We start from the raw sequence: 7,027 nt of genomic DNA, 5'->3' as shown, positions 1-7,027 counted from the left end.
ATATAAGAAATCTGCAAAGTCTTCGCAGAACTTGGTACGTTCAGTAATGTAAAATCACCATCTACACCGGTAATTGCACCAATTTGTGTACCTTTTACCAATACAGAGGCTCCAATAACTGGCTGCCCATCTTCTTCAGAAATCACAACACCTGTGACTTTCTGCGTCTGGGCAGTTACTAAGCCTATTCCTACAAAAAGACAGGCTAATAACAGCATTAATTTTCTTTTCATAAATTCTCTCTTAAAGTTTAACTTTACATTAATTGTTTCTTTACTCTAACAAAATGCAAATATATTAATAAAACTGAAACGGACAATTGTTTTAATAAAAAAACCTTGTAATTCTGTCAAATCGTTAATAAAAGCCCGCTTTTTATGCTGAATAACAGTTTTTGCATATTTAAAAAGCTTAAAAAAAGACATGTTTGGTATCACTGTGTTTTTATATTTATAGCAGTTTCTTTGCTTGAATACACACATTTTAAAACAAAATGGTTAAAAAGAAGCCTCATCTTCATGTTTTATACCCTTTTTCATTAGACAAATTGTGTATTTCTACACACAAAATCCACTTAAGAAAATGAAATGTAAAGTCACTTTTGACAGATATTAATTCTTATTCAAACCTCATTTTGCACAGAATATCGTCTTATTTGTTTATAGTATTAATTAAAATAAATAGAAATGGGTAAAATTATTTACAATTTAGTGTACAATCGCAAGAAGTGCCTTAATAAAAAAGGAATGGCATTGGTGCAAGTAGAGGCTTATTTGGATAGAAAGAAAAAGTATTTTTCAACTAAGGTTTATTTAAAACCAGAACAATGGGATACCAAAAAATTGGTTGTAAAAAATCATCCCAATGCAGATGCACTTAACCGACTGATATATGAATATGTAGCGATGATCGAAAAAAAGGAACTAGAACTATGGCAACAGGGTAAACGTATATCTTTAGAGTTATTGAAGGACACATTAGCTGCACGAGAAAACAACACTTCATTTATCCCCTTTTTCAAGCAAGAAGTAATGAATTCTTCTCTGAAAGAAAGCACCAGGCGTAATCATCTTTCTACTCTAATGTTACTGCAAGAATTCAAAAGAGACGTTATATTCTCTGACTTAACTTTTGAGTTTATATCGTCATTTGAGCATTTTCTACAGTCAAAAGGTTATCATATCAATACCATTGCGAAACACATGAAACATCTGAAACGCCATATAAATGTCGCTATTAATAAAGAGTATATAGAAATACAGAAATATGCTTTTCGAAAATATAAAATTAAAACCGTAGAGAATAAACATACGCACTTGACCCCTGAAGAACTGGAAAGACTGGAAAAATTACGTTTGACAGGAAGATGTATGAAATATCAAAAAACTTTAGATGCGTTTTTATTTTGTTGTTATGCAGGCATGCGATATTCTGATTTCATAAATCTATCACCTGATAGTATAGTAGATATTCATCAAGAAACTTGGTTACTATATAAATCTATAAAAACGGGGACAGAAGTACGACTTCCTCTCTATCTCCTCTTTGGTGGTAAAGGACTTGTGATACTTGATAAATACCGAGATAATATTCAAGAATTTTTCCACTTAAGAGATAATTCAAACGTAAATAAAGATTTAATCATTATATCCAGATTAGCCGGATTATCAAAAAAAATATCATTTCATACTGCGCGCCATACTAATGCGACTTTACTCATATATAATGGGGTAAATATAACTACAGTACAAAAGTTACTCGGACATAAAAGCGTGAAGACCACACAAGTATACACTAATATTATGGATATGACTATTGTTCATGATTTAGAGAAAAATCATTCATTATTGTCATCACATAAAAAGATGTAGTTATCCTTCTCTATTAGTATGGTCCTAACAATTAAAGGGTGTAGCCATATAATTATTAGGGTTATACCCTTTTTCTGTTTTTACATGTCTACATTTTTCATTATTAAAATCAAAGTTTTCATAGTATGAAAAAATCGTAAAGCTAAGTTCTGCGAAAACATTGCAGATTTCTTATATTGGTATGCAGACACAAGAAGTGGCTATCAGACCACATGTAAAAGTAACAATGTACTCTGATAATAAGCTACTTGATGAAGTTATGATCGTTGCTTATGGTGGAGCGACAAAACGTTCATTTACAGGTTCGGCAACAGAAATTAAAGGTGAAAAGATTTCATTAAAAAATCCAACAGAACTTTCTAAAGCTCTTAGTGGTGAGGTTGCCGGTGTTCAAGTTATGTCTACTTCTGGTCAACCAGGAACTAATGCTAGTATTCGTATTCGCGGTTTAGGGTCTGCATATTCAAGCCGTGCACCGCTATATGTTGTAGACGGTATTCCTTTTGAAGCAGATTTGAGTGGTATCGACCCAAGTGATATTGCTTCTATGACAGTTTTGAAAGATGCAACTGCTACAGCTCTTTATGGTTCACGAGCTGCCAATGGTGTAGTATTGATTACGACTAAAAAAGGAGAAGTTGGTAAAACTCATGTTGAAGCAGAAGTTAAATATGGTGCCAATATGCGCTTGATACCACAGTATGACGTGATTGAAAGTCCTGAACGGTATACGGAGCTCACATGGGAAAGCCTGAAAAACTATGCTGTCAATGCAGGAGGAATGGATGCCAATCAATCTGCCGCATGGGCATCTAGTAATCTTTTCCAAGCAAAATATGGTATTGCCCCTATTTATAATATGTGGAGCGCCAATGGTGCCGATTTAATTGATCCAAGTACCGGTCGATTTAATAGTGGAATTATGCGTAAATATACTCCAGAGAAGTGGGAAGATTATATTTTCCGTACAGGACAAAAATTAGATGCAAACGTAAAAATATCCGGTGGTAATGAAAAAATGACTCATTATACAGCTTTCAGTTATCTGAAAGATGAGGGCTACTATATTTCTTCAGATTACCAGCGTTTTAATGTACGTAATAATATGAGTAACCAAATTACTCCATGGTTAAAGGCTACTACATCAATGGCATATGCATATATGGAAACTAACAAGCCAGGACAATCTGACAGTAATATGAATAATGGTTTTCAATTTATAAACGGTATGCCATCGCTATTCCCCGTTTTTGAACGTGATGCAGATGGAAATATTGTACAAGATACAAATATCGGAGGAAATAAGTATGACTATGGTATGAATTCAGGATACCAACGTCCTTTTGGGGCTGGTATCAATCCTGCAGGAGCATTGTTATTGGATAAAGACGAAATCGTTTCTCATCAATTTAATGGTAATGGATCTTTTGAAGCTAAATTCCTGAAATACTTTAAGCTGACTGCCAATGTTGGTTTACAGTACTTAGGTTCAGCAGAAAATGAACTTACTAATCCATATTATGGGGATAGTGCCGGTAAAGGACAAATTGTAAAATATCAGACTAATTATTTAAATTTCACAGCCAACCAAATTCTTTCTTGGGGACAAAGTTTTGATAAACATAATTTTGATGCTTTTGTTGCTCATGAATCAACAAGTAGTAAGACCTCTGTAGCTTATGGTGGTAAATCTAAAATCGTTAGACCAGACAACACTGAGTGGAGTAACGGTGTAATTATGGATTATCTGGAATCATATACTTATGGTTATTCCATCGAAAGTTATTTTGGTCAATTACGTTATGATTATGATAATAAATATTTTCTCCATGGAACCCTTCGTGCAGATGGTAGCTCACGTTTTGCGAAAGGAAATAAATGGGGAGTATTCGGTTCTGTAGGTGCCGCTTGGGCTATAACTAATGAAGATTTCATGAAAGATATCTCATGGCTGAAAAATTTGAAATACAAATTAAGTTGGGGTGTGTTAGGTAATCAAGACTTTATAACTTCTCCGGTTGTAGCAGGTTACTATCCTTATGAAGATCTTTATACTATTAATAACTTGAATGATGAATATACATTTAGTTTTAAGTTTAAAGGCAATCCTAATTTGACATGGGAGAGAAGTAGTACTATTAATACAGGTATTGAGTTCAACATTGCTGATGTATTGGAAGGTGAAGTAGAATATTTCTACAAAAAAACAACTGATATGTTGTTTATGAAGCAAGTTGCTCCTTCTTTAGGCTATGCGTCATATCCTGTAAATGATGGAGCATTAGTAAATAAAGGAGTTGAATTCTCACTGACAGCCCACTTGTTAAACAAGAATGATTATAAGTTTGATTTCCGCGTAAATGGAGGTTATTATAAGAATGAAATGACTCAAATGCCTATTGATGAGACCACAGGTAAAGAAAAGCCTATTGAAATCAGTACTTATTATGGTTGGGCCAAAGGTCATTCTTTATATGATTTCTATATTCGTGAATATGCCGGTGTTGATCCGGAGACAGGATTTGCATTATATAATCAATACTACAACGTAAAACCGAATGGTGATAGAGATTTGATTACTGATATGGAAACTTATAAGTCTAAAAATGAAATTAATAAACTTGAAGTTGAACAGACAAGTGATTGGAGTCAAGCTACTAAAAAATTTGTTAATAAGTCTGGTATTCCGGCATTACAAGGAGGTTTTGGATTTGATTTATATGCAAAAGGCATCACCTTTAATGCAACATTTTCTTATGGTATAGGGGGATATGGTTATGATTATAATTATGCGGCAATGATGCATAGTGGTACTGCCGGATCGTATAATTGGCACAAAGATATCGAAAGTCGTTGGCAGAAACCAGGTGATATCACCAATGTTCCAAGCTTAGCAAATGATTATGGTGGAGGTGCCGATGATACGAATTATGCCAATGCTAGCTCTACACGCTTCTTGACGAGTCGTTCATTCTTAAACCTTGCAAATGTAAGAATAGGTTATTCACTACCTAAGAATATTGTATCAAAACTGCACCTTTCTGAACTTAGTTTCTTTGTTTCAGGTGATAACTTGTTATATCTATCTGCACGTAAGGGATATGTCTCAATGGCATCTTCTGGAAATAGTGACAATGTGAATGACGATAATAAAAATGACTCCGGTGAATCGGGAAGAAGCCAATATGCTCCGTTAAGTACAATTATGGGAGGTATTAAAATTCAATTCTAACAATAAAAATAAGAGTTATGAAATTCAATATAAAAAATTATATTCCAGTTACGGCATTAAGTTTAATGCTCCTATTGGGTAGTTGTAGCGATTCTTTCTTGGAAAAGAAACCGTCGGATTATATTACCTCGGAAGATTTGCAAGAAGTAGCAAAATGGAATCCTAATATCCTAATGGGACAAGCTTTAGGCACTTATTCTACAACTTTTGCCATGAACTCCGGTGGTACTGGAGGACATGATGACTTTGGTCAGAAATCTGTAGATATCGCTACTGACTTAATGAGTGGTGATATGGTTATTATGCAACAGGGTTACGGTTGGTTTGAGGCTGCAGGTGCACTGACCTGTACAACAGCTACAGCAACCTCATATTCTTATCAATTTTGGAGATATTATTATAAATTAATTAAAGCGACTAACGAGATATTGGATGCTGCCGGAGGTGATGATATAATTCCGGAAGGTGACGAAAGTAAAATATACTATGGTCAAGCTAAAGCTTTAAGGGCTCATTCTTATTTCAATTTAGTAAATCTGTATGCAAAACCATATACTGAAGATAAAACAGCTTTGGCGATACCTGTCTATCGCACTCAGTTGACCTCAGAAGCTGTAAAAAAATCATCGGTAGAAGATGTATATGCTTTGATTGTTAAAGATTTGACAGACGCTATTCCTCTATTAGAGGGTTTTGAACGCCCTTCTGGTGCGAAAGATCAAATCAACCAAGATGTAGCCAAAGGTATGTTGGCATACGTTTATTTAACTATGGGAGACTACAAAAATGCTGCTAAACTGTCCCAAGAGGTTATTGATTCTCATGAATATACTTTAATGGACAAAACAGAAATCATTAAATCAGGATTCGCTTCAATTAATATTTCTGGATGGATGTGGGGAATTGATTTGACTACAAGTAATTCTCCGGCACTTCCAACTTTCTGGGGACACATGGATTTGTTCACCTATAGCTATGCTTATGCAGGTGGAGAGAAATTAGTGGATACAGCATTGTACAATTCAATACCTGCGTCCGATGTACGTAAGAAGTGGTTTACTGAGTATAGTTCAGAAGGTGAACAGTATGAATTGACAAACTGGTGGAAATTCTATGACTCTAAGCGCATTATGGGTAATCGTGAATGGTATAATGATGAAGTTTATATGCGTGTTGCTGAAATGTATCTCATAAATGCAGAAGCTAATGCACGTGACAATGAACTACCTGCTGCTAGAACCTCTTTGAAAGCTTTACTGGATGAACGTGATGAGGTTGTAGCAGAAAAAGTAGCTTTGATGAATCAGACTGATTTGTTGGATATGATTTATTATAATTGGCGTCTTGAAATGTGGGGTGAAGGTCGTGGCTTAATGACAATGAAACGTTTCCAAAAGTCTATCACCCGTTGTGAGGAAGATGCAATGCTTCCAGGTAGAACTTACAGTTATGATGACAAACGTTTAATTTTTAATATTCCAGAAAGAGAAATTACTAATAATCCAAACTTGGCTGATTAAGATTTAACTCCTATAAAAATAAAAGAGACTGTATTTAAATACAGTCTCTTTTATTTTCTATGAATTTCAAATCGAACTAAAATTCTTTTATAGAACTTCTCAAAGATTATTAAAAAAATAGATACAGAAGAATAAATATGGTTATCAATATTTATTGAGCTTATCCATTTCTTTCTTTTTTCATTTTTATTATGAAAATATTCAACAAAGATGACATATAACAGACTCCTAGTATAATTATTAAAATTGGGTTTTAGAATAATTTATTTTATAACTATCTGTATTTCTGTATTATACCTTAGTATATAGTAGCTCAAAAGTAGAGCAAAAATACTTTAGCTTGTTCTGTAGTAACTTCTAGCAACTACTTCACAAAAAGCAGAACATATTTCTATTTTTGCAAC

At 34.0% G+C, this 7,027-nt stretch carries 4 protein-coding genes; 3 read left to right on the top strand and 1 reads right to left on the bottom strand.

Annotated features, from left to right (window positions below; translation table 11 throughout):
• On the bottom strand, window positions 1-233 hold a 233-nt coding region (locus DXC10_RS16475), incomplete at its 3' end, for a carboxypeptidase-like regulatory domain-containing protein (RefSeq protein ID WP_233519873.1).
• Window positions 234-686: 453 nt separating this feature from the next.
• Here DXC10_RS16475 and DXC10_RS04115 point away from each other — a divergent pair.
• The 3 genes from DXC10_RS04115 to DXC10_RS04105 all read left to right on the top strand — a co-directional run bounded on the left by DXC10_RS04115 (window position 687) and on the right by DXC10_RS04105 (window position 6,623).
• Window positions 687-1,871, top strand: coding sequence for a site-specific integrase (locus tag DXC10_RS04115; protein WP_101546176.1), 1,185 nt, complete (start codon window positions 687-689; stop codon window positions 1,869-1,871).
• A 133-nt stretch (window positions 1,872-2,004) separates the two neighbouring features.
• Window positions 2,005-5,103 (top strand): SusC/RagA family TonB-linked outer membrane protein, encoded by a 3,099-nt coding sequence (locus DXC10_RS04110; RefSeq protein ID WP_255419786.1) that lies wholly within the window; start codon window positions 2,005-2,007, stop codon window positions 5,101-5,103.
• Between the two features lie 17 nt (window positions 5,104-5,120).
• Window positions 5,121-6,623 (top strand): RagB/SusD family nutrient uptake outer membrane protein, encoded by a 1,503-nt coding sequence (locus DXC10_RS04105; protein ID WP_101546172.1) that lies wholly within the window; start codon window positions 5,121-5,123, stop codon window positions 6,621-6,623.
• Window positions 6,624-7,027 lie beyond the last annotated feature (404 nt).

The organism is Bacteroides sp. OM08-11 (genome assembly GCF_003438665.1).
Lineage (GTDB): Bacteria > Bacteroidota > Bacteroidia > Bacteroidales > Bacteroidaceae > Bacteroides > Bacteroides cutis.
The sequence above is the reverse complement of the archived record's forward strand: the minus strand, read 5'-3'. Positions and strand labels throughout refer to the sequence as shown.